This window comes from Reichenbachiella sp. MALMAid0571, assembly GCF_040151475.1.
In the GTDB taxonomy this organism is placed as follows: Bacteria; Bacteroidota; Bacteroidia; order Cytophagales; family Cyclobacteriaceae; genus CAXBNB01.
In genome coordinates this window covers 65,875-87,127 of record NZ_JBDKWG010000151.1, presented here as the reverse complement: position 1 = coordinate 87,127, position 21,253 = coordinate 65,875, and the positions used below count along the sequence as shown (strand labels likewise).

The window sequence follows — 21,253 nt, the reverse complement described above, 5'->3', positions numbered from 1 at the left end:
GGGGCCTTTTCAAAACTATGAGGAACCCTGAAATATATACTGAAGAAGTGACCTTGCGAAATAGGATCAACGATGTTACGATCAAGTATCCTGAGGTATTGGAGATGTTAGATAGAAAAGAAAATGAATCAAATATAGATTTTGCTGTAAGGATAAATAAGGTGGTCAACGATGGTTATGCCCATTACTGGAAAAAAAAGGGAATAGATAAATATAACTTGAGAGTGCCGATATGGGAAAATTATATGTTGTATTTCGCCTCATTCGTCAATCCTGAGAAGTATGAACGCTACGAATTTAGCGATTACAAAAAGAATCTGGAAAGAGGAGTAGGATTATGTTCAGGTCATTCAATTGTAGTAAAAGGAATACTAATGGATAATGGAATGAAAGCCGAATTGATGGACATTGGAGGGCGGCACGTGGTTGTTAGGGCAGAACTCAACGATAACGTGACTTACATTCTTGATCCTGACTATGGCATTGTCGTCCCTTATGATACTGCGGCTGTTCAGGCAAACCCTGAGCTTGTCAGGGAGCCTTACAGTAAAATGGCGGATTTATATTATCCTGATGCCATAGACCCATATACTACTGATTTCATAGTTGAGATTTTCGGAAGCTTCAAAAAGATTTATTCTGTAGATAATTGGTTCGAACATTTTTCCTATTGGGCAATATGGATCTTTCCTTTATTGCTTATGGTACCTTTTGGAATAGGATACTATAGACAGGGGAACAATTGAAAAATCCAGATTTAGATGTGATTGTTAAAACAAACTTCTTTTATGAAAAACCTAAATTTATTCCTCTTCTCTTTATCCCTCTTCTTGGTAGCAAAACCAACTTGCGGACAGTATGTGGACTATGGTCATACAGGATTGTCAGAAAATGTTGTGCCAGTGAGTAAACCAGGGTATTATGGTGAGCCAGGGACGACTTATATGTTGACCCAGGATATATCATCAGAGAAAAGTGTCCTGTTTCTTGGCAAGGATGTGACCCTTGACCTGAATGGTTATACCATTACTTATGCTAATGGCAACTACGAGCATATTCCCAATTATGGTTTTGAAGAGGGGTTGAAAAACTGGGATGTATCCAAAGCTCCGGGAGCTAAAATTGAAAACGCAAAGGAAGTTCATGAATTCATTGGGGACAAAATCCTGCGGTTAAAGAAAGGAGATGTGATTAGATCAGAATACATCAACCTACCTGTAGCTGGACGCTCATATTATGCCATGTGTGGTGTTACTGGTCGTTTTTATCGTGAAATGAAAGATTACAACAATGACGAAATGAGGGTAAGTGTGTATGTGGAAGATGAAGAAGGTAATGAAGTGAGGTGTTTGACCAATTATGGTGATTCCACAATGGTGAGTTGCCCGGTAGAAAAAAGACCTGTTAGGTTAGGTGGTGGTTTTGTGGTGGCACATCTAAATAAGCTTCCAGCGGGAAAGTATAGAATAAAAGTAAAAGCAGAAAATGATTGTTTGGTGGATCATATTGACCTCAGGCCATCCATGGACGTGGGGATTGGTATAGTGGAAAAGACCCACCCCAAAGGACATACCGATCATCACTTCGAGCGCAATCACAGTGCTTTTTTTGACTATACTGCTGATGCCCCTTCCGGGACACCATTGGCTGGAATTCCAATCGTGAAAGGAGAAGGCACTGTTACCATTAAAAATGGTGTCATCAAGAATGGCACGAGGGGGGTAATGTCCTGGGGCATACAGTCCACGGCTTCACAAGCCAATATCATTTTGGACAATGTGAAAATTGAATCGTCTGGTATCAATACCGTTGCAGTAGATGTACCACAGGCAACAATCACCAATTGTAAGTTCGATATACAAAACCCCTTTATTATAAACAGGCATGGTTCGGAATTTTATGCGATTGACCTCACAGGCCAACGTTCCTCAGAAGTATCGTTTTCTGAGGTTTATGGTGGGCAGGGATGCCTTGCTTTCAAGGGCAGGTTTTCTAAAATACACCATAACTTATTTGTCAACAGACAGATGGTGACCAACCATTACAGTGTCATGGCTATGGGGGACAGTTCACAAATTTTTGAGAATAAAATAAAACCTGAAATTGGTTCTGGAATAGAGGTTTACATCCATAGGGGCATGGAAATTTTCAACAATGAAATATGGATCAAACCTTCGCCCCCGACTTGTGAATTTGGACATGAAGAATTCAGTACCACTGCCATAAGATTGGCCGATTACAATGCCAAACCGGGTGATTTGACCCGGGGTTGCTATGGCAATAAGGTGTATAACAACAAAATACACATTACCAGTATGGATTACCCAGAGTACCCGGAATATATTCCTATGGCCTGGGCAGTGTTTTATAGTGCAAGCGGTGGAGATAATTATATTTTCGGAAATGAAATTTTTGTAGAAGACGAGACTCTTGGAGCCAAAAATGAAGCCACGGCATTTTACATTGGCGGTGGAACTATCGGTGGTCAGTTCTTCAACAATCGCATCACGACCAACGTACCGGCAGCATGGGTAGCTTGCTGGTATGGATCCGCTAAAGACACGCAAATATTCAACAATACAATCATAAAATCATCTGCCGCTGACAGCAATTTCAAGCCATTTAGAATGGGTTGGTCTGATTATTCCATTGCTTCCAATATCGACTTTCGGTCAAACACTTTTGTGAATACAGAATTAGGATTTGACAAGGTGGATTTGGAGCACAGCTATACTGTTTACTGGACTTTAGATGTCAAAGTAGTTGACAAAAAAGGAAATCCAGTAGCTGGAGCAGATGTCAAAATATTCGATGTAAATGGATTGGAAGTTAGTAGTTCAATTTCATCTGAAACAGGGTTGATTAGCAAGGAGCTACCTGAATTTTCTATGAAAGGATCCGTGAAAACCTCACTGGCTCCATATTCAGTAAAGGTTGGAAAGAAAAGTGAAGTTGTGAAATTGAATCAAAATTCAGAACTGACATTGGTGTTGAGATGAGCAATAAAGTTATTTGTTATGACGGTTTAATCTTTATTTATTATTTGCTATGGCTGCTATAATTTCACGACATGAAATTTCACATCTTATTCTGATAGTTTGTGATTTTATGGTTAGCAATAACATTGAACAATCAGTTGTTACATCTTTTGAAACGGCAAAAAACAATACATTGAAAGCATTGTTGGCGATAGCAATGTTTTTTGTTTCATCTTTAGCTTTGTCGCAACCGGGTTTTATTGATGTTACTCAAATCAAACAATTTGAAGCCTTTGAAGGTGGGCCTACACTTGGTAGTGGTGTGAATGCCATTGATTATGACAAAGACGGAGATTTGGATTTATATGTGCTCTCTGATGAAAATACACCTAACAGACTTTATAAAAATGATGGCTCAGGTAATTTTAAAGTAGTCGAAGTAGGATTGTCTTTGATGATGCGGAGTAGGGCTGCTGTGTGGTTTGATTACGATGGGGATCATAGACTGGATGTTTTTGTAGCTGGTGATTGTTCTGGCTGTGGCAATAATGAAAATTTCAAGCTATTTAGGCAACTTGATAATGAAATGTTTGAAGATATGACCTCTCAAGCTGGAATTTCATTGACTTTAGGAGTTTCTGCTACTATTGGAGGTGTGGCAGCAGGTGATGTCAACAATGATGGATATATAGATTTAGTTGTAACCCAATACCGTGGGTTAGCAACATTATATTTAAATCTGGGTAATGGTCAGTTTACAGATGCAACAGCAAGTAGTGGTATAAAAGATACTCAATTGTACTTCCAGCCCGTCATATTTGATTTCAATAAAGATGGATGGGCTGATATATACCTGACCGTTGATTATACTGAAAACAAATTTTGGTTGAACAATGGAGATGAAACCTTCAAAGAGATAGGTACTCAGGCAAATCTGGACAATGACCACAATGATATGGGAGTGGCTCTTGGAGATTATGATGCGGATGAAGACATGGATATTTATGTATCCAATATTGACAATCCGAATATTGAAGGACATCATAATGTATTGTTGAAAAACAAGATTGAAGAAGGTGAATTTGTATTTGATGAGGTATCAAAAGAGTTGGGTGTAGAGAAAGGAGGATGGGGTTGGGGTGTTACTTTTTTGGATGTGGACAATGACGGACTTTTGGATTTGGCTGCTACCAACGGTTGGGTGACTGAGGAAACCTACCAATCTAAACTTTGGAGAAATAATGGAGAGGTATTTAAAGACATTTCAAATGATTCAGGATTCAACGATTTTCTGGATGCCACTACTCTGATTTCTTTTGATTTTGATAGGGATGGCGACTTGGATTTGGCTCAAACGCTGAAAGTAAATGATGGTCAAACTGTTGCATTAAGATTGCTTGAAAATCAATTGGGACGGACGCTGGAATTTAAGAATTACCTCGTAGTAAAACCAAGAATGCTGGGAGCGAATCATTGGGCTATTGGAGCTACTGTGAGGATCAAAATTGGTGATAAGGTTCAGACTCGTCCTTTGACAGCCGGAATTAGTTTTTATGGGCAAGAGCCATCGGAAGCTTTTTTTGGAATTGGAGATGCTACCAACATCGACGAAGTTAGCATTATCTGGCCAGGAGGTGCTACCTCTATGGTTTATAATATTGAAAGCAACAGGAGCATTACTATTAATGATGATAAGGTTTTACACTTTCCGATTGCATTGAAAGTGGTTTACTCTTCCTCAGAAAGTGTTCATTTGGTTTGGAAACATAACCATTCTGTTGAAAATGAATATGTGATTGAACGTTCAATATCCGGTGAATTTGATGATGTAGTACAATTCAAAATATCCTCATCCACTATGGAGTTTATGGATGTAGGGTTGAAGCCAGCTACCAACTATCATTATAGAGTTCAGGCTTCAAATGGAAGTCTTTTGTCAGAGCCAAGTAAGGAAATAAAAGTCCTGACTCAACCACTGATACATGCACCAACTAATTTGTCTGGTCATATTTTATCCAATACATCAATTAGTTTGTCCTGGTTGGATAACGCTTCAAATGAAGATGGATATATTTTACAGCGTTCACAATCAGAAACTTTTGACGAGTTTTTGTCATTTGATTTACCTCCTGGATCTCATTATTATGAAGACAAAAACCTCAATAGCGAGCTTACCTATTTTTATAGAGTTCAAGCTTATAGGGGAGGTGATACATCCGATTTCAGTCAAATATTGGCTTTATCGACCATCATAACTGGTATGGAAGAGAAACTCGAAAAAGTCCATATTTACCCTAATCCATCCAATGGAAATTTTCACATAAACATACATGATAATGAACCAGTTTCGATAAAATTAATGAATCAATCAGGAAAAAAACTTAACAGTTTTTATTTTGAAAATTCAAATCAATTGACTCAAAGCGATTTTGACCTTCAACTGCCTTCAGGGATTTACTTTGTTAGTGTAGAAACAGGTATTAAAAATCAGGTATTCAAGTTGATTATTTCGAAATGAGATATAGCCGGAATGTAATAAGTTGACTCATTTTTCTGCCCACACAATAGATATTTTATCTATTTCATTCATGTGAACTACTTTGGTATTGAGTTCGGTGCGATCCAGTCCGCTTACCTCAAACAGCACTTCAAAATACTGTGGAATTTTATTGAACTTTTGTATCATCTGATTTTCCAGATTGGCAATCAATTCAGGGTCTGTAAAGTTTTTTAAACTTTGAGAAGCTGCAGTGTCCCAAATACCTCCAAACATAAAAATGGTATTGTTGTTGGGACCGGGAAATTTGGCAACAAATCCATAGTCAGTATGGAACTGATCTGGATTTCCTAACGGAGAAAACTTTTGGATATCCGACTCTGGATTAGCTTGATAACCTAAAGTATTGTCATCTATCAAAGAAAACTTACTATTCAAAAAGTAGTTGTTGAACAGCCCTGCCGTTTTTTGCATTCCAATAAAAACAATGTTGTGGTCATGGATGTCTTTTGCACCAATTCTTGAGATTACTCTTGTGTTAAAACTTTTATGATTCGAGTAAAAGATTTTGGTAAGGCTTTCAATCCAATCTGTAGTGTTTCTAATCAGGTAGGTATAGGTCAGGTCTCCAAATACCCTTGTGGAGTCTGCATTTTTCTCTTTATAATTTTCGAACTCTACTTCTGAATTGATACCGGAGTTTCTGATGGTTTGACGTAATCCGGTAATGGTATTTTGTTCAGTATAAATGAATAAATCTCCTAAGACTACCAATACTGGTCGCTCACCTTCAATGAAATCATTCCAGAATTTAGTTTTGGGAATGACTTCATAAGATTTTTCTATTTCGGTGTTTTTATTCCAGAAAATGAAGTTCAAAACAATTGAGATACACAACAGTACAGATATTAAGAGCAGTGTTTTTGGATTTTTTAATGAAATACTCTTTTTACCAGCAGACGATTTTTTAACCATCTCTACTTTATAGCTCCCTTTTGGTATGGTTAAAATACACTCTTCGTTTTGGCCTTCATTTTGAAAGTACTGGTCTAATTTTTTTCGTAGGTTAAAAACATAGACCCTTACCTTGGCACTGTCATAATTTTCAGCGGCATTCAATCCAAACAAGTGCGTTCCAATAGTAGTCTCTTTAGGAATGTCATTGGTTTTGGTGCAATCCACCAAATATTTCAATAAGTTGGCATAAGTGTCAGATTTACCAAAAGAGTCACTTTCAATAATTCGGTTTACAAGATCATTATGTATTTCTTTTTCTGACATCAGATGATTCTAAACTGCCTTGTTTCGGGGTAAAACATATTTTTTAACCGTTTGTTAAACAGTTAATTTACGCAATATTAATGCTTTAATGTGCTACATTTAGGTATTGAAGTAAAACGATTCATGCCCTTGGCTGTTGATACTTATCAATTGCGAAAAGACAAAACTATACAACAAATGAAGATAAAATGTTGCTTGAATGCAATTAGACATTTCCTTTTCTCAGATGGTCTATTGAAACCATTTGTTTATATATTTCAAGGACTATTTCTTTTGATTTTAATTGGTTGTGATGTTGATAAACCAGATGAAATAGTGAAATTGGAAAAGAACCTTCCTGATGTAATTGATTATAATTTTCATGTCAAACCTATTTTATCTGATAAATGCTTTGCTTGCCATGGGCCTGATATGGCGAGCCAAAAGGGAGACTTGAGACTTGACACTGAAGAAGGAGCTTATAAGGCTGTAGCAGATGGAGGATCGGCTATAGTGCCGGGAGAGTTGAAAAATAGTCTGGCGTTTATGAGAATGATTTCAGAAGATCCTGAAATAAAAATGCCACCACCGGAATCTCATTTGCAGTTGACCAATTTGGAGATTGCTACCCTTGCAAAATGGATTGAACAAGGAGCGGAGTATAAACCTCATTGGTCGTTCATACCTCCAGTGAAGAGCGAGCCACCTAAAGTGAAAAACAATTCCAAAATAAAACAACCTATTGATAACTTCACTGAAAAGAGGCTGGAAAGAGAAGGACTGTCTTTATCGGAGATTGCATCAAAGGAAACCCTTATTCGTAGGGCAAGTTTTGATGTAACAGGTTTACCACCAACTATTACTGAAATAGATGATTTCTTAAAGGATGATTCATCCAATGCTTATGAAAAGTTGGTTGATCGGTTGCTGGGTTCTGAGGCTTATGGTGAAAGAATGGCCGCTGATTGGATGGATGTGGCAAGGTATGCCGACAGTGACGGCTATCTGGATGACAAACACAGGGATTTTTCGCCTTGGAGGGATTGGGTGATCAAGGCTTTTAACGAAAATATGCCTTATGATCAATTTGCAATATGGCAGCTTGCAGGAGATTTAGTTCCTGAATCTAATCAGGAAACCAAACTTGCTACAGCTTTTAACAGGTTGAATAAAAAAAATTCTGAAGCTGGCATAGTCTATGAAGAATATCGGGTGGAATACGCCGCTGATAGAACCCATACTTTGGGTAAGGCTTTTATGGGGTTGTCTATTGAATGTGCCAGATGCCATGACCATAAGTATGATCCTATTTCTCAAAAAGATTATTACAAACTTTTCGGGTTTTTCAACAGTACTTTTGAGATAGGCACTCCGGTTTATGGGCCTGATCAAACGCCAGGTCCCGCATTGCTGCTCACTTCCGAAGAGCAACAAGAACAGCTCGATTTTTTGCATAAAACTATTGCAGAACAGGAAGCAAAAGCAGAACTCACTAAAACCAATGATATGGGGTTTGAGCAATGGCTGAAGAAAATGAAACTGACTTCCAATGATTTGAATAAGCAAATTTCAGAAGATTTAGTTGCCTACTATCCTTTTGATCAATTCAATTCAAAAGACAAGACCGAATCACCAAACGTGCTGGATTCATCCAAGCCAGCTAAACTTTCCCAACCAAACATCAAACCGGGCAAAGATGGCAAAGCATTTTTTGTAACCGATTACAATTCAGCGAGATTGGGAGAGAAGGTGGGCTGGTATGAACGTACCGATCCGTTTTCATTTCAACTGTGGGTATATCCAGATACAGTTTATAAAGAAGCAGCTGTCATGTGGCATAGTGAAGATCGAAGATTGGGTCTTAAAGGCTACTCTTTAACCTTAAGGGATAATAAGCTGGAATTTATAATGGCTCATTCATGGCCGCAAAATGCGATACAGTTAACAGCCAAACAAGCCCTTCCTGTTAAGGAGTGGTCACAAGTTACCGTTACCTACGATGGATCAAGCAAGGCTGACGGTGTAGCTATTTATGTCAACGGTGAACCCCAAAGTACAAGTACAGATTTTGATAACCTCTATAAGGGAATATTGTATGAGAAAAACATCCATACTTATGGTTTTGGAGGAATAAGATTTGGCGTAAGAACCAAATTTGTCCCTTTCAAAAATGGCGGCATAGATGAGGTGAAAGTTTATAAAAGGAAACTTACCGCTTTGGAAGTTTTATATTCCTATGACGAAAACAGCACTTTGTTACTTGTCAAAGATCAAAGTAGTGAAAGTAAAAAAATGTTGTATGAATACTACATCAGTCATTACAATCCGGACTATCATGATGTTGCAAAAAAGCTCAAAGAGATCAGGGATAAAGAAAACGAATTGGTTAATGGTATTCAGGAGATCATGGTGATGGGAGATTTACCTGAACCACGGTCAACTTATGTACTCAACAGAGGTGTTTACAATGCTCAGGGAGAACAGGTAGAACCGGGTGTGCCAGAGAGTGTGTTACCTTTTGGTCAAAGCCTTCCTAAAAACAGGTTGGGGCTGGTCAAGTGGTTGTTTGATCCTGAGAATCCACTCACAGCAAGAGTGTTTGTGAACAGAATTTGGCAAATGTATTTTGGAAAGGGAATCGTGGAGACATCAGATGACTTTGGAAGTCAGGGAAGTTTACCTTCACATCCGGAGTTGCTGGATTGGTTGGCTATCTACTTTCAGGAAAATGGTTGGAATGTAAAAGACCTGCACAAGCTCATACTCACTTCTGCCACATACATGCAAAATTCTCTGGTTACCAAAGAGTTACAGGAGAAGGATCCTGAAAATATACTATTGGCGAGAGGGCCAAGATTTAGATTACCTGCGGAAATGATCAGAGATAATGCGCTTGCAATTAGCGGCCTTTTAGTTAATAAGATAGGAGGCAAGAGTGTATATCCTTATCAACCAGCCGGGATTTGGGATGAACTTTCTACTAAAAGCTGGTCATACAAGTATTTACAAGAATCCGGTGAAGGGCTCTACAGAAGAAGTTTGTACACCATTTGGAAAAGGACAGCTCCACCACCATCTATGTTGATATTTGACATTGCAGACAGGGGTGTTTGCACCGTGAGAAGAAAACCCACCAGCACGCCACTGCAAGCACTTGTTTTGCTCAATGACCCTCAATTCATTGAGGCTGGAAGAGTTGTTGCCGAGCACCTTATTCAGTATGAAAATGATACTACCAAACGGCTCAATATGGCATTTAGACTGGCAACAGGCCGGTTTCCTGATGACACGGAAAAAAATATGCTTAACGAATTTTATAAGGAAGAACTCAAAAAATTTGATAAAAACAAAGAAGATGCTTTGGCTTTCCTAAGCATAGGTGAGTCCAGGTGGGATGAAAAGTTAAATCCTTCTGAAATTGCTGCTCTTGGAGTAGTGGTAAACTCCGTCATGAATACAAATGATGCGTTTACTAAGAATTAGTTGTTTATCTATAGAAAACAGATGTATGGATCAATATTTCAATAAAATAATTCAACAGGAAACACGACGGGACTTCCTGAAAAAAACGGCTATGGGACTGGGTTCAATCGCTTTGTCAAACTTGATTAATCCTTTGGAGACATTGGGAAATGCCAGATTGGATACAAAAAATGGTGTATTGGGTTTAGGACATATACCAGCCAAAGCGAAAAGAGTCATTTACCTGTTTCAAAGTGGTGGCCCTTCTCAGTTGGAAACCTTTGATTATAAGCCTTCTTTGAATAAATGGCATGGACAGGAAATCCCGGATTCAGTTAGAGGCAGTCAACGAAACTCTGGAATGGTGGCAAGCCAATCTACTTTTCCCTTGGTCAGATCCATATATGATTTTAAGCAATATGGGCAATCCGGTGCTTGGGTAAGCGAGATATTCCCCCATACAGCCAAAATAGTAGATGAGTTGTGTATTGTGAAATCCATGTACACAGAAGCCATTAATCATGAGCCAGCCGTCATGTTTATGCAAACAGGATCGCAACTAAGTGGCAGACCATCCATAGGTTCATGGTTGAGTTATGGGCTTGGGTCTGACAATGAAAACCTTCCAAACTTTGTGGTGATGGTTTCTCAGGGAGGAGGGGCTCAACCTCTCAATTCTCAATCTTGGGGCAATGGTTTTTTACCATCCCATCATCAGGGAGTGCAGTTTAGATCAGGTGCTGATCCTGTTCTGTACCTCAACAATCCCTATGGCATTCACAAAGAGGACAGAAGGCGTGCATTGGACTATATCAAAAAAATGAATGAGCATCAACTTGGTTTGTGGGGTGATCCGGAAATAGAGTCAAATATCAATCAGTATGAAATGGCTTTCAGAATGCAAACTTCTGTACCGGATGCTGTAGATGTGTCCGGAGAACCGGATCATATCTATGAAATGTATGGGGAAGATGCAAAGAAACCAGGTACGTATGCAGCCAATTGTTTGCTCGCTAGAAAACTGGCAGAGAAAGATGTTAAATTTATACAGCTGTACCATACGGGTTGGGATCAGCATGGCGGTTTGCCTTCTGGAATAAAAAGGCAGGCTCAGGACACAGATCAGGCAACAGCCGCTTTGATTAAAGATTTAAAGCAAAGAGGGTTGCTGGAAGATACGTTGGTAGTATGGGGAGGAGAATTTGGGCGTACCAGTTTTTCTCAGGGACAATTAACGAAAACCAATTATGGCAGAGACCATCATCCGGGATGTTTTAGCATGTGGATGGCTGGGGCAGGAGTAAAGCCGGGAATGGTATATGGGCAAACAGATGAGTTTGGTTACAACGTGATAGAAAACCCTGTACACGTGCATGATTTTCAGGCAACTATGATGCATTTGCTGGGAATAGACCATGAAAGGCTTACCTTTAAATATCAAGGAAGAAGGTTTAGACTCACAGATGTGCATGGAAAGGTGGTTAAGGGTATTTTGGCTTAAAGAATATATTATGAACAAGAGAATGCTCAAGGAGGAAGTTTATAAAAAATACTATGTTGGTCAGTGGTGATCTCATACGGATACACACAATTCTGAAGAGGATCGGTGAAAGTTTAACCGTGATTATAAAGCTCTCTGATTAGGTTTTAATGAGAGAAATATCCATCTGTCTCATGTTTTTTGTCTGCAATAGCCTTTGTTTGTAACCAGGATAGTTGGTTTTTTTGTAATGCCATCTGTTGGCACTGATTTGCAACTCACAACTCTAATAAGAATCTACACTTTGGTCTCACATTCAGCCTTCAGTGCCAGGTTCATCAGTTCAAAACCTTCTTTTGCTTTGTCCAGTGTTTTTCCCATCAAGGGTATTAAGAGTCCACTGAATTGTTCCCCATGTATGAATTTTGTTTGATTATTCCCAAGATCTGTCAATTGAAAATAATGCTCTCCATCGAAAATACCACTAATACCCAATTTTCCTTTCCATCTAAATTCTTTGTTTTCTAAAAAGGTGAGTACAACTGGTTTAAATGTCATGCCATTTCCATTCGGAGGCTGAATAAATACTTTCAATGCTGTGCCTGCTTTCTTTTCACCTGAGATGGATTTGATAAATGGATTCCTTTAGTTTGATTTTCAAAATCTGTAAGGACAGACCAAACCTTTTCAGGGGCTGCATCTATCAAAATCTCAGTTTTTATTTGTTTCATTTTTTAGGTTCTACTTTGTAAACTAGTGTTGTACGTTCCTTTTTATTGTGTGTTGCCTTCATCGGGTTTAAATCATTTAGCCAGAAATACCTTAGTATATTGATATCCAAGCCCTATAATTATTGCCAGCCCAAAACTCATCAATGTGCCTATCAGTATGTATTCGGTGAGTTTTCTGTCTTTGGCTCTTGAGAGGTCACCAAACCGGAAGACAGATTTGGCTGCTATGAGAAACCCTATGGCTTGCCATTGGTTTAGGAGGATGAATACAAACACAAATAACCGCTCCAACATTCCAATATATTTGCCTGCATTTGTCAATGAATCGCCATGAGCATCTTCTTCCAGGTTCCATTTGGTCATGATTACTTTCATCACAATAGCAGATACCACACTTACGAGTAAAATAGCGGTGGCTAATAAAAATATTTGCGGCTCGTAGAAGTTGATAGTGGATAATGAGTCTGATTCATAGATACACACCACCACAACTATGACCAAAAGGTGAGCCATCTGGTCTGCAAAAAAGAGTATTCTGGCCCGTTCTCTGGTATTTAGGTAGAGTTTGATCAGATCGATCACAAAATGGGAAATGACAATGGCAACTACTGCACCCCAGTATGCAGTATCAAACTGTAGTACAATGCATAGTGCTACGGTATGTATCAACAGATGTGCATACAGGTATGGTGACTTTTGTTTTTTGAGTTCTTTGTCTTTTACCCACTGGTTGGGTTGAAATACAAAATCACCAATTATATGCGCCAGTATTAGTTTCAGACTGAGTAGGATCATAACCTTTTGATTAAAGTTCTGTATTTTTCTTCCAGTCGGGTTATCTCTTCAAATCCAGCTCTTTTCAATGTTTCGCTGATATTGCTCTGTGACTTACTCAGTAATGCAGCAAGTTCTTTTTGGTTTTTCTGTGGGTTTTCCAGAGCCGTTTTCACTGCCAGCGAAGTAACGGTACTCCAGTTGTTCATAGTGAGCAAGGCCAGTGCCAATAAGAGATTGATTGTTTCGTCCAATTCCGGGTTTGGAGATTTTATAGCCAGTGTTTGTTTTTTGAGGGTTTCAAAGCATTCTCCGGAATGAACAAATGCCGATCCATTCGACTCTGTAATTTTTTTTGCCTGATGTGTTTTTTCGCCTATACCAATGGCTATGCGGACATCCAGATGTGTTGCCTGCTTCACACCTGTTTTGATGTGCATGGCGGCTCTTAGTGCTTCTTCAGGTTCGAGCTCAAGTTGGAAACTATCTCCTCTGAAAATCTCCCATTGTGAGGGTGTAGAGCCGTATTGATTGAGTACGCCTTTGAGCAATGGAAGCCATTCTGAAGCTTTTTCCATCCTTGAATTAATGACATCTCCTGTGATTACTGCAGTCATTGGATTTATTCTTTTTCCAAATATATCGGTTCTATAGCCGATAAACAAGAATATCGGTTCTATAGCCGATATTTAGTATTATCGGTTCTACAGCCGATAATCAATAAAACCTGCTTTGTAGCTTTTTGTACTTTAATTTGACTCATCAATTTCTGAGACTGATTTTTACCCCAAAACCTCCATACCTTCGGGTCTTTTGTGCTTCCATCTTTTGTGAGACCAAAGCCAGTAGTCGGGCTTTTTCATGATCAGCTTTTCCAAATCTTTGGCATAGTCGATGGAAATTAAATGTTCTCCAAGACTCTTGGGATCGCTTGAGTACTCTTTAAATTCCAAGCTGTATTTTCCACGGTTTTCTTTTTGTACATCCAGAAAGTAAACAGCCTGGTTTGTTTTATTGGCAATTCTTTCTCCACCAGTGAAAAATGAAGTTTCCTGATTAAGAAAATTCACCCAAAATTTATTGTTCCATCTGGCGGTTTGATCTGCACATATCCAGGTCAGGGTTTGTTCTTTGCGCTGGTGGTGATCCAGTACTGTTCTAAAGGTGTCTTTTAATGGAAGCATGATGCCACCGAACTTTGTTCTGAGATTGTTCATATACCTATCAAACAATTTATTGTCCAGAGGCAGATATACAATAAGAAGCTTGTGTTTGAGAAAGTATGGTGCATATACCCACCATTCCCAATTGCCATAGTGGGTGGTCAACAGAATGATACTCTTTCCTTCGTCATATACTTTGTTGATCTCCTCTATATTTTTAAATGTTACATGTTTTTTGAAAGCTTCCACGTCCATGGAATGAGATTTCACAATTTCAAAAATCATATCTGCAAAATGTCGGTAAAACCCCTTAGCAATAGATTGAATTTCTGTTTCAGTTTTTTCAGGAAAAGAATTTCTTAAGTTGTCAAAGACTACTTTTTTGCGATACCTTATGATATAATAGAGTAGGTAATAAAAGCCATTAGAGAATATGTAGAGCACATTTAATGGAATGTAGGAGAGGGCTTTGAGGAAATTGATAATGAGAAAATTGAATATTTTCATATATGGTTGCCGCTACGCTCTGGATTCAACTGCAATCTTATCATTTCATTTAGTCAATTCAAATGGTACTCGTTTTTTTCTAAATGTAAAGGTACTTTGATTTGAACTTCATTATTTTGTAGCTGTTATTACAAAGACGTGAAAATCCTGAGAAAAATATTTATACTGCCCATACTTTTTTATCAGTACAGTATTTCTCCGTTGTTCCCGTCTTCCTGTCGTTTTAGTCCTACGTGCTCACACTATGCCAAAGATGCCATCATCAAACATGGTATAACAAAAGGTTTTTTACTTGCCGTAAAGAGGATTGCCAAATGTCATCCGTGGGGTGGAAGTGGTTATGATCCTGTACCATAACTTTCACTTCACTAAAAAGGGTATTTCAAGGAAAGTAAAAAACCTCTCGGGATTTGTAGGTCAAGTGCATATTGATTGTCTGGTTCCGGGAAGTTATAGTTGTTCAGTGGTGTGGCTACATCCATTATATTGTAAATATTCAAATCAGCAGTTACCTGCTTGCCTATAAGACTGAAAGTATGCTGAAACCTCAACTCGTAGTTCCAGAATCCGCCCTCTCTTACTCCAAACTGTCCGGTAAATGGATTGATGCCTTTGGTATCAATATTCCAGAAAGTAAATTGATTGCCATTGGCGTTAGAGGATAGATCAAATACATTTCGGTTGACAGGCTGCCCGTCTTTGTACTTTACCTGAAACCCAAGTTTCCAATTCTTGCTGATGTTTTGATGGTAATAGATTCTGACAATATAAGCACGATCAGAGTCTAGTCTTCCCAGACCATTGATGTATGTGTTTGGGTTGGCGAGTGACTCGGAAAGTACACTTAAGTTGTTAGTACGAACACCATTTCCCATAGCCGAAAGCCCAACCACCTCATAAGCGGTAGCCGAAATGTAGAAGTAAGTGTTTTTGGTTTTCTTTTCCAGATTCAATGTAACACCACCATAAAAAGGTGAATTGAACAACCAGCCTGGTTTTTTCTCAGCTAATTGTTCAAATAGCTCCTGATTAAATGGAACGACATTGTAATTCATTGGTTTTGCCCCATCAAAGTAAAAAACATCCTGACTTTCTGAATTGGTTTGGAAATACCCTAAGTTATCAGCTTCAGTAGAGTATTCCACTGTCCATTGATTGGCAAATTTTCTGTATTGGGCTAGGAATGTAAGTTCCCACTTTCTGCCCATTTTCCATTTGTTGCCATAGTCCAAATAGTAAATTTCAGGTTGTTTTAATTCACTTGAGGCAGCATGGTACTTGCCACCAGTTGTGGTATATAGTGCCCCCTTTTCACTTGTTTCAAACTTCCTGTTATTGTTTGTGTCGTTCCAATAATACGATTCTCCGGATTGGTATTTGTCTGATAAAAACTTCACCTGTTCGTACTCATACGGCACTCGTCTCTTGCCAATATCGAGTGTTGATGTTAGTCTGTTTCCCAGTTTTTTCGTCATGTTTAGCCCCAATTCATAATTAACACTGGCAATTGATTTGGGGCTAAAATAGATTCCATCAAAAGTCAGGTTTCCTTTTAAGTTAACTGAAAAGCGATCGTTTGATGTAGATTTCAAATAGTCTAACCCAAAGGTATTTTCGAGCATACCAGTAGAGAAGGCTTCAGATTTCCACTCGGTAATGTAGAGCGAATGAAACGGAGTTAAATTGTTTTCGAAATACATGTAGTTTCTGTACTCATTGTTATGTGGCGAAAATGAAATCAAACCATTGTAAGTATCAAATACAAAATTGAGGTCATCGGTTAGTTTTTTCCTTCCATTTGCACTTAGAATAAAATCTGTCGATTTACCATCTGAGTAGAATGGTTCGAGACTTTCCCCGTCCTGATCGATCACATTTCTGGTAAAATTCAAATCGTTTTTGATAATGTCTTTATAGGAAACATTTAGTCCGGCATTGTAGAAGAGTGGATTGTCACCATTTCCCAACACCATTTTTTGGGCATAAAGGGAAAAATTAAGGTTGTTCAGGGAGGCGGTTTCATCACGACCGAAATAATATTCAGCATTCAAATTATCTCGCTGGTTATAAGTAATGAGGTAGTCAAGTTTTTTATTTTTCAAATTGATATCTCCGTGATAGTGGAACTGAAAATAGTCTTCACTATAATAGTCATCCATTTCTATGTAATTGAAATTAGTGATCATTCTTCTTCCAAGGGTAACATAACCATAGCTATTGTGTTTTTCTGAAGGAAAAGAAAAATATACAAGTCCTGCATTTCGTGTTTTCTTTCGTTCTGGTATTGGCTTCCATGCTTTTTCAGGCCCGGATCCATGACCGTGCATCAGGTGGCTGTAGGCATCTGTCCAGGGTACCATATCTCCAAAAGATCCATTGTTCCATTGACCGTAAACATAAATATCATTATTTGAAGAAGTAGAAAAGTCGATTCTTGAATTGATTGGGTCTATTTTCAGATTCCTGTCAAGCAACATAGGTTTGTGCAGCGAGGCTCCCGGAAAAGACAGGCCGTTGATTCGAATATCATCATAATAAAATTTATTCCATTTATAGGAATAACCTGTCAGGGAAAAAACATATTGATCAGGCTGAGAGTAGGTTCCCGTAGTTTCTATCTGGTAATGTCCATTAGAATAGTAGTTGTCCATGAAATGCTCCAGAGTATAGACATGGTAGTTTTTCTTGAAAAATTCTGAAGAGTATTTGTTAGCAAAAGTGTCAAAAGTTGTATCTGACAAGAGTTCTTTTTTCTGTGCGCAGAGATTTGCATTTGTTAAAAAAAACAAACTCAATATCAGAAAATACTTTGCGGAATTATTCACTTACAAAACTTTAAAAGGGCATAATTAGACCATTCTAATCTAATTTCAAACTACTTGCTGTCTAAAGAATCCGATTGAGAGGTTTTAGTTCAATGTTATGATTCATGCTGAGCAAATAGCAATCATACTTCAAAAATATTAACTTTACTGGATGAAGGAATTAAAAGAGAAAATAAAGAATTTGGCAGAAGAATATTCCTCAAATCTTAAGGAAAAGATAGAAAAGCGTAAGGAGGATATGAAAGCCGATGACAATTCACATTATCTCATTTATCGTGTTCTTGGAATTGCAACAAAAGAAGGTGAACTAATTGACATCTATCAAAATACCGGTCGATTCCTCTACAAATATGCAGGTTCCTTTCTTGAAGAAGCTGCAACCTTATCTCTGAACTTCAAATTGATGGTATTAAAACCAAAATTGAGAACACTCTCGGACAAAGGCCCAAGACCTTTGAGATAGACTTTTTGAACGGATCTGATGCAATAGAAGTAAAGTGGCGAGATGCCACAACTGACGGTGATCACATCACCAAAGAACATACAAGAGTAAAGGTCATTAAAGAACATGGATATAAGCCAATAAGAATTATGTTCTATTATCCGCAACGAGACCAGGCAATAAGAATTCAAGAGACTCTTAAGACCTTATATTCAGGCGTAGATGGTGAATATCATGGTGGAGATGAAGCTTGGAACTATCTACAGGAATACAGCGGAGTAGATTTGAAATCAATATTAACTGAGATAGCGAACGAAAGAACTCCCGAAGATGGAAATTAACAATATTATTATACACGGAGATTGTTTGGAAAAACTCTCGGATATTCAGGATTCTCAGGTTGACCTAATCTATTTCGACCCACCATTTTTCACACAGAAAAAACACTCGTTGAAAACACGGGATAACTCTAAACAGTATGAATTTGAAGATAAATATGATTCCTTAGAACAATACCTCTCTTTAATCAAAGGAGTACTCATCCAGAGCAAGAGAGTACTTAAAAATACAGGAAGTGTTTTTTTACATTGTGACAAGACCGCTTCACATAATGTCAGGACTGTTTTAGATGAGGTTTTTGGACGTGACAATTTTCAGAGTGAAATCGTTTGGTCATACAAAAGATGGTCAAACTCAAAAAAGGGTCTTTTAAATTCTCATCAAATCATTTTCTTTTATTCAAAGACTAAAGATTTTAAGTTCAATAAAATTTTTACAAATTATTCAGCAACTACGAACATAGATCAAATCCTTCAGGACAGAGAACGTGATCAGAATGGAAAATCGGTCTATAAGAGAGATGAACATGGAAATGTAGTTTTAGGAAAAGAAAAAAAAGGAGTCCGTCTTTCTGATGTATGGGACATACCTTATCTGAATCCAAAGGCAAAAGAAAGAACTGGTTATCCAACTCAAAAACCAGTACTGCTGCTTAACCAAATAATCAATTTGGTTACAGATGAAGGGGACTTAGTTGTTGATCCTTTTTGCGGTAGTGGAACAACTTGCGTTTCGGCAAAGCATCTCAAAAGGAACTTTATCGGAATAGATAAGTCTTTAGATGCCGTTGAACTTGCTAATTCAAGACTTGATGAAATGATAATTACTGATTCTGAACTCTTGAACAAAGGATTGGATAGCTACATCGAAAAATCTCCCAAAGAATTAGCCATACTAGAAAATATAGGTGCTCTTCCTGTTCAAAGAAATTCAGGGATTGATGGTTTTTTGAAAGAGCAAGTCAATGGAAAACCTGTTCCAGTTAAGATTCAAGGGAAATACGAATCCCTCGATGATGCAATAGAAAAGCTTGAAAAAGCATCTCTTGGAAAAGAATATTGCTTAAAAATTGTAATTCAAACCAAAGAAGTGGGGGTTAGGAGGCTTTTTGGAATTCAATCAGATGTTGAGGTCATTAAGTCACTGGATTTAGTAATGAAAGAAAAAGCCAAAGAGCACGAAAGCACAACAGATGATATAGCACATGCCTCTAAGTAGTTATCTGAAAGGATCGTGCATACTAAACCTAGTAGACGTTAAAAAGTAAGGGGTACGTGCTATCTTCATTTAATGCATCCGAACAGATTACAATCCTGTAAGATTGGTTAAGTTTGAGGCTTTAAAATTTCCAATATTATTATGAAGATAGTCTTTATGGGTACACCGGAGTTTGCGGTTCCCAGTCTTAGGGTTTTGGTGGAAAATGGGTATGAGGTGGTTGGTGTGATTACAGCACCGGACAAGCCACAAGGCAGGGGCAAAAAACTAAAAGGATCGGCCGTAAAGGAGTATGCCGTATCACAAGGACTCAATGTATTTCAACCTGTCAATTTGAAATCTGAAGAATTTCTGGGAGAACTGAGAGTGTTGAAAGCAGATTTACAAATAGTGGTTGCTTTTCGTATGTTGCCTGAAGCAGTCTGGAACATGCCTCCTTTGGGCACGTTCAATTTGCATGGTTCGCTTTTACCCCAATATAGAGGTGCTGCTCCAATAAACTGGGCTGTAATCAATGGAGAAAAGGAAACCGGAGTGACTACATTTTTTCTTAAGCATGAAATAGATACAGGAAGTATTATTTTTCAGGAAAGGGAACAAATTTTGGCTGAAGACAATGTAGGAACACTTTACGAAAGGCTTATGCATAAAGGAGCTGGTTTGGTGTTGAAAACGGTAAAGGCGATTGAAAGCAATAAATACGAATTGAGTCCGCAGGTAGATGATGGTAACTTGAAATCTGCACCTAAAATTCATAAGGAAACCTGTGAAATTGACTGGACTCAATCATCCGTGCAAATTGTAAATTTTGTCAGGGGATTGTCTCCCCATCCTGCTGCCTGGACAACCATCAATGGTAAAAAGTATAAAATATATAAAGTAACTTTAGCTGGCAACTCAAATTTGTCTTCAGGAGAATCGAGAATCAAAGATTTGAAAACGATATTGATGGGCACAGGGGATGGTTGTGTATCGATAGACGAAATGCAACCTGAAGGAAAAAAGAGAATGAAAGCAGACGATTTTTTGAGGGGAAATACTCTTTAACCTGGTTTTGTTACAATTAAAATTCATGCAATGATAATATCGCTTATAGCCGCTATGACTGAAAACAGGGTAATCGGAAAGGATAATGATCTTCCCTGGAAATTGCCTGATGATATGAAATATTTTCAGAAAACAACTAAAGGCCATGTGGTAATTATGGGGAGAAAAAATTATGATTCTTTACCTCCAAGTTTTAAGCCACTTCCTAATCGTACAAATGTAATTCTCACCAGACAAGAAGGGTATGAAGCTAAGGATTGTGTGGTTTTTAATAATTTGAATCAGGCACTTGAGTTTGCCGGAAGCGAAGGAGAAAAGGAAGTTTTTGTGATTGGTGGGGGACAAGTGTATCAGGAAGCCATTTCCTATAGTGATAGAATTTACCTTACAGAAATACATACTAAAATAGAAGGAGATACTTTTTTTCCTTCTTTAGACGATTCCTGGAAAGAAATAAGTCGAGAACATCACGATGTAGATGACAGACATCAATTTGCTTTTGATTTTGTGGTTTACGAAAAAAGGTAGCT

Annotated in this window: 16 protein-coding genes and 1 pseudogene; 10 read left to right on the top strand and 7 right to left on the bottom strand. The window is 38.1% G+C overall.

The features are described from left to right. Window positions 1–17 precede the first annotated feature (17 nt). From AAOP42_RS22430 to AAOP42_RS22420, 3 genes are all read left to right on the top strand, one after another. Complete coding sequence (locus AAOP42_RS22430; protein ID WP_349530828.1) at window positions 18–746, top strand: hypothetical protein; 729 nt, start codon at window positions 18–20, stop codon at window positions 744–746. A gap of 42 nt (window positions 747–788) precedes the next feature. After that, complete coding sequence (locus AAOP42_RS22425) at window positions 789–2,999, top strand: hypothetical protein (RefSeq protein WP_349530827.1); 2,211 nt, start codon at window positions 789–791, stop codon at window positions 2,997–2,999. 109 nt (window positions 3,000–3,108) lie between these two features. Next, window positions 3,109–5,496, top strand: a complete 2,388-nt coding sequence (locus AAOP42_RS22420) for an FG-GAP-like repeat-containing protein (RefSeq protein ID WP_349530826.1) — start codon at window positions 3,109–3,111, stop codon at window positions 5,494–5,496. Between the two features lie 27 nt (window positions 5,497–5,523). On the opposite strand, the gene AAOP42_RS22415 is transcribed toward AAOP42_RS22420, so the two are convergent. Next, window positions 5,524–6,756 (bottom strand): hypothetical protein, encoded by a 1,233-nt coding sequence (locus AAOP42_RS22415; RefSeq protein WP_349530825.1) that lies wholly within the window; start codon window positions 6,754–6,756, stop codon window positions 5,524–5,526. A gap of 177 nt (window positions 6,757–6,933) precedes the next feature. Here AAOP42_RS22415 and AAOP42_RS22410 point away from each other — a divergent pair, with 177 nt between their 5' ends. Next, window positions 6,934–10,218 (top strand): DUF1553 domain-containing protein, encoded by a 3,285-nt coding sequence (locus AAOP42_RS22410; protein ID WP_349530824.1) that lies wholly within the window; start codon window positions 6,934–6,936, stop codon window positions 10,216–10,218. A 25-nt stretch (window positions 10,219–10,243) separates the two neighbouring features. Further along, entirely contained in the window at window positions 10,244–11,698 is a 1,455-nt protein-coding gene (locus tag AAOP42_RS22405; protein ID WP_349530823.1) for a DUF1501 domain-containing protein, read from the top strand. A gap of 276 nt (window positions 11,699–11,974) precedes the next feature. Here the strand turns inward: AAOP42_RS22405 and AAOP42_RS22400 are convergent, their stop codons facing one another. The 5 genes from AAOP42_RS22400 to AAOP42_RS22380 all read right to left on the bottom strand — a co-directional run bounded on the left by AAOP42_RS22400 (window position 11,975) and on the right by AAOP42_RS22380 (window position 14,852). Further along, window positions 11,975–12,271, bottom strand: coding sequence for an SRPBCC domain-containing protein (locus tag AAOP42_RS22400; protein WP_349530822.1), 297 nt, complete (start codon window positions 12,269–12,271; stop codon window positions 11,975–11,977). Beyond that, entirely contained in the window at window positions 12,268–12,408 is a 141-nt protein-coding gene (locus tag AAOP42_RS22395; RefSeq protein ID WP_349530821.1) for a hypothetical protein, read from the bottom strand. The genes AAOP42_RS22400 and AAOP42_RS22395 overlap by 4 nt, the downstream gene beginning before the upstream one ends. Window positions 12,409–12,480: 72 nt before the next feature. Beyond that, window positions 12,481–13,203, bottom strand: a complete 723-nt coding sequence (locus AAOP42_RS22390) for a DUF3307 domain-containing protein (protein ID WP_349530820.1) — start codon at window positions 13,201–13,203, stop codon at window positions 12,481–12,483. Beyond that, window positions 13,200–13,799 (bottom strand): SatD family protein, encoded by a 600-nt coding sequence (locus AAOP42_RS22385; protein ID WP_349530819.1) that lies wholly within the window; start codon window positions 13,797–13,799, stop codon window positions 13,200–13,202. The genes AAOP42_RS22390 and AAOP42_RS22385 overlap by 4 nt, the downstream gene beginning before the upstream one ends. Window positions 13,800–13,964: 165 nt before the next feature. Continuing rightward, a complete protein-coding gene (locus AAOP42_RS22380) occupies window positions 13,965–14,852 on the bottom strand; it encodes a lysophospholipid acyltransferase family protein (protein ID WP_349530818.1) in 888 nt (295 codons plus the stop codon). 138 nt (window positions 14,853–14,990) lie between these two features. Here AAOP42_RS22380 and yidD point away from each other — a divergent pair, with 138 nt between their 5' ends. After that, window positions 14,991–15,209: a membrane protein insertion efficiency factor YidD gene (yidD, locus tag AAOP42_RS22375; protein ID WP_349530817.1), complete on the top strand. Its 219-nt coding sequence runs from the start codon at window positions 14,991–14,993 to the stop codon at window positions 15,207–15,209. An 11-nt stretch (window positions 15,210–15,220) separates the two neighbouring features. On the opposite strand, the gene AAOP42_RS22370 is transcribed toward yidD, so the two are convergent. After that, window positions 15,221–17,677, bottom strand: coding sequence for a hypothetical protein (locus AAOP42_RS22370; RefSeq protein WP_349530816.1), 2,457 nt, complete (start codon window positions 17,675–17,677; stop codon window positions 15,221–15,223). Window positions 17,678–17,828: 151 nt separating this feature from the next. Here AAOP42_RS22370 and AAOP42_RS23840 point away from each other — a divergent pair. From AAOP42_RS23840 to AAOP42_RS22345, 4 genes and pseudogenes are all read left to right on the top strand, one after another. Continuing rightward, window positions 17,829–18,460, top strand: a pseudogene (locus AAOP42_RS23840) (ApaLI family restriction endonuclease). Beyond that, entirely contained in the window at window positions 18,450–19,676 is a 1,227-nt protein-coding gene (locus AAOP42_RS22355; protein ID WP_349530813.1) for a DNA-methyltransferase, read from the top strand. Before AAOP42_RS23840 ends, AAOP42_RS22355 begins: the two are co-directional and overlap by 11 nt. Before the next feature lie 141 nt (window positions 19,677–19,817). Further along, window positions 19,818–20,723: a methionyl-tRNA formyltransferase gene (gene fmt / locus AAOP42_RS22350; RefSeq protein ID WP_349530812.1), complete on the top strand. Its 906-nt coding sequence runs from the start codon at window positions 19,818–19,820 to the stop codon at window positions 20,721–20,723. A 30-nt stretch (window positions 20,724–20,753) separates the two neighbouring features. Next, window positions 20,754–21,251, top strand: coding sequence for a dihydrofolate reductase (locus tag AAOP42_RS22345; protein WP_349530811.1), 498 nt, complete (start codon window positions 20,754–20,756; stop codon window positions 21,249–21,251). Window positions 21,252–21,253: the final 2 nt, after the last annotated feature.

Excerpts from the sequence above, each read along its gene's own strand:
- AAOP42_RS22430 (WP_349530828.1), top strand. The coding sequence starts at position 18 with ATGAGGAACCCTGAAATATATACTGAAGAAGTGACCTTGCGAAATAGG.
- AAOP42_RS22425 (WP_349530827.1), top strand. The coding sequence starts at position 789 with ATGAAAAACCTAAATTTATTCCTCTTCTCTTTATCCCTCTTCTTGGTA.
- AAOP42_RS22420 (WP_349530826.1), top strand. The coding sequence starts at position 3,109 with ATGGTTAGCAATAACATTGAACAATCAGTTGTTACATCTTTTGAAACG.
- AAOP42_RS22415 (WP_349530825.1), bottom strand. The coding sequence starts at position 6,756 with ATGTCAGAAAAAGAAATACATAATGATCTTGTAAACCGAATTATTGAA.
- AAOP42_RS22410 (WP_349530824.1), top strand. The coding sequence starts at position 6,934 with ATGAAGATAAAATGTTGCTTGAATGCAATTAGACATTTCCTTTTCTCA.
- AAOP42_RS22405 (WP_349530823.1), top strand. The coding sequence starts at position 10,244 with ATGGATCAATATTTCAATAAAATAATTCAACAGGAAACACGACGGGAC.
- AAOP42_RS22395 (WP_349530821.1), bottom strand. The coding sequence starts at position 12,408 with ATGAAACAAATAAAAACTGAGATTTTGATAGATGCAGCCCCTGAAAAG.
- AAOP42_RS22390 (WP_349530820.1), bottom strand. The coding sequence starts at position 13,203 with ATGATCCTACTCAGTCTGAAACTAATACTGGCGCATATAATTGGTGAT.
- AAOP42_RS22385 (WP_349530819.1), bottom strand. The coding sequence starts at position 13,799 with ATGACTGCAGTAATCACAGGAGATGTCATTAATTCAAGGATGGAAAAA.
- AAOP42_RS22380 (WP_349530818.1), bottom strand. The coding sequence starts at position 14,852 with ATGAAAATATTCAATTTTCTCATTATCAATTTCCTCAAAGCCCTCTCC.
- AAOP42_RS22355 (WP_349530813.1), top strand. The coding sequence starts at position 18,450 with ATGGAAATTAACAATATTATTATACACGGAGATTGTTTGGAAAAACTC.
- fmt (WP_349530812.1), top strand. The coding sequence starts at position 19,818 with ATGAAGATAGTCTTTATGGGTACACCGGAGTTTGCGGTTCCCAGTCTT.
- AAOP42_RS22345 (WP_349530811.1), top strand. The coding sequence starts at position 20,754 with ATGATAATATCGCTTATAGCCGCTATGACTGAAAACAGGGTAATCGGA.